A 2,574-nucleotide genomic window follows, 5' to 3' on the forward strand; every position below is an offset into this window, starting at 1 on the left:
AATGCAATTTTGATTTTTGTCCTTTGCATTATGTTTATGTATATTATTAATTTGATTAATCAGGAAAATAAAGAAAAATTAGAATTGATTAAACGTAGTCAAGAAGAAGAGTTCAGTAAACAAAAATATTATGCGATTGCTAATGTTAAAAATGAAATAGAAGCTTTAGATCATCGTTTGTTTTATACTATTTTTAAAATTGATGAGTGTTTAAAAAAAGGTGATGATGAAACAATTTATCAAATAATTGATTATTATCGAAATAAAGTAGCTAAACATAAACTGGTTATTGATACTGGAAATAATATTTTTGATATTTTATATAGTGTAAAAATTAATGAGATGGCAATTTTAGGGATGGATATAAGTAATACAGTATTTATTACTAAGAATGTATTTTATGATAATTTGGGTTTTATTAATTTTATTCAAGAAGCATTAAGTTATTTTAAAGATTGTAAGTATTTAAAAATAGGGATTAGTGAAAATAACGGTTTTGTTTTGTTTAAATTGATATATCGTGATGGAAGTGTTGATCAAAGTAAACTGAAAATGTTTTTTAAAGAAAATGATTATAAACAGGAAGTTATGTATAGTTTAGATGATCTTGAGTTAAAGGGGCTTAGAATTACGTTTAAAATGGAGCAAAATGATGATTGAAAGAATTAGTCAATATTTTATCAATGAAAAAATTATTAATGATGAAGATCGGGAAGTATGTGATTATGGGGTTTTTGTCATTGGTTTTAATTTATTATGTATGGCTAGTGTGTTTGTAATTGGCTGGCTATTAATTGATTTGAAATTTTCGTTACTTTATTTATTGTTTTATTCACCAATTAGAATGTTTTTAGGTGGCTATCATTGTAGTACACCGGGTCGTTGTTATTTAACGACGATAAGTGAAGCCATAATTTTATTTATGTTACATGGAGTATTTGGTACTAATGAAGCACTAGTTATATCAGGTGGATTGATTTTGATTTCCATCATTGATTATTTGCTTCAGGAACATTATTGGTTATACAAAGTAATTTTAGTTGGATTGCTTTGTTTAATCTGGCTACTGAAAGCAAATTATCAAATGGTTGTTACTTATGCCTTTTTTGTCAATGGCTCATCGTACTTATTTAATCGGTTAAAAGGGAAATTTATGAATAAAGAAGCTTAGAAGTTATACTTTTAGGCTTTTTTTGGTATAGTTCATTTATAGTTAATATAAAATAAATATACTAAGGGAAATGAAATGGGGAATAGTAATGAAAGAAAGATTTAATGTCTTTATGCAAGGCCGTTATGGAATTGATCAGTTAAACAGTTTTTTAATGATCGTTTGTATTGGCTGTTTTGTAATTAGTATATTTATTCAAAGTTTAATTATTGTTTTTGTCGCTTATGCTACATGGCTGATTGTTATTTTTAGAATGTTTTCTAAAAATATTTATGCTCGTAATCGAGAAAATGAAAAATATTTAAATTTATTTAGTCCAGTAAGTCGTTTTTTAGAATTAAAATTAATGAATCGTCAAGATCCTAGTCATAAATATTTTTGTTGTCCTAATTGTAAACAAAAAGTACGGGTACCTAAAGGACATGGAAAAGTAATTGTTACTTGTCCTAGTTGTCAAACTAAATTTGAAAAGAGAACGTAAATGTTTGGATATGTTGTGGTAAATAAACCGGATCTAACTTTTAGAGAGTTTGATCTTTATCAATCTTATTATTGTGGTTTATGTAAGACATTAAAGGAAAAATATGGCTCTAAAGCACAAATTTCCTTGAATTTTGATTTGAATTTTATTAGTATCTTATTGACTGGTTTATATGAACCAGAAACTCAGGTGGAAATGAAACGTTGTTTTGTCCATCCGATGAAAAAACATATGACCCGTTATAATGAATGTGTTGATTATGCAGCTAAGATGACAATAGTTTTAACTTACTATAAATGTGAAGATGATTGGCAGGATGAACGCAAATTATCTAAGCAGGCATATAAAAAATTAATTAATAAAGCTTATCAGGAAGTTAAAGCTGAATATCCTAATAAGGTGGCTAAAATTGAAGCTAGTTTAGGAAAGATTTTTGATTATGAAAAGCAGGATAAAATAAACTTTGACGAAATATCTAATCATTTTGGAGTAGTCATGGGGGAGATTTGTGCTTATAAAGATGATGAATGGTATGATGAATTGTATCATTTAGGTTTTTATTTAGGAAAGTTTATTTATTTTATTGATGCTTATGAAGATATTGAAAGTGATTTGAAAAAAGGAACTTTTAATCCTTTTAAAGATTTGTATCAAACTGATGAGTTTGAAGATAAATGTAAAGAAATTTTAGAATTGATGATTTCAGAAGCAACAATGGCTTTTGAACGATTACCAATTATTGAAAATGCAAATTTAATTAGAAACATACTATATGGAGGCGTATGGACAAGGTATATGATGGTAAAACAGAAACGATTGGAAGGTAAACAGTAATGAACCCGTATCAAATATTAGGAATATCACCAGATGCAACTGATGATGAAGTAAAAAAAGCATATCGAACGCTAAGTAAAAAATATCA

Annotated in this window: 5 protein-coding genes; all 5 read left to right on the forward strand. The window is 27.0% G+C overall.

The genetic code is table 11. The annotated features are described in order from the left end of the window. Positions 1-660 (forward strand): hypothetical protein (locus tag J7M77_RS05190; RefSeq protein ID WP_296876703.1); only part of this gene is annotated, 660 nt, incomplete at its 5' end. Beyond that, on the forward strand, positions 653-1,171 hold the full coding sequence (locus J7M77_RS05195) for an accessory gene regulator B family protein (RefSeq protein WP_296876705.1): 519 nt from the start codon (positions 653-655) through the stop codon (positions 1,169-1,171). The genes J7M77_RS05190 and J7M77_RS05195, both read left to right, overlap by 8 nt. An 88-nt stretch (positions 1,172-1,259) precedes the next feature. Next, positions 1,260-1,652, forward strand: a complete 393-nt coding sequence (locus J7M77_RS05200; RefSeq protein ID WP_296876707.1) for a hypothetical protein — start codon at positions 1,260-1,262, stop codon at positions 1,650-1,652. Continuing rightward, the gene (locus J7M77_RS05205) at positions 1,653-2,486 is read left to right on the forward strand and encodes a DUF5685 family protein (protein WP_296876709.1); all 834 of its coding nucleotides are present in this window, start codon (positions 1,653-1,655) and stop codon (positions 2,484-2,486) included. Further along, positions 2,486-2,574: DnaJ domain-containing protein (locus J7M77_RS05210; RefSeq protein ID WP_296876711.1), on the forward strand; the 89-nt coding region annotated here is incomplete at its 3' end. The genes J7M77_RS05205 and J7M77_RS05210, both read left to right, overlap by 1 nt.

Source organism: Thomasclavelia sp. (assembly GCF_017889095.1).
Lineage (GTDB): Bacteria > Bacillota_I > Bacilli_A > Erysipelotrichales > Coprobacillaceae > Thomasclavelia.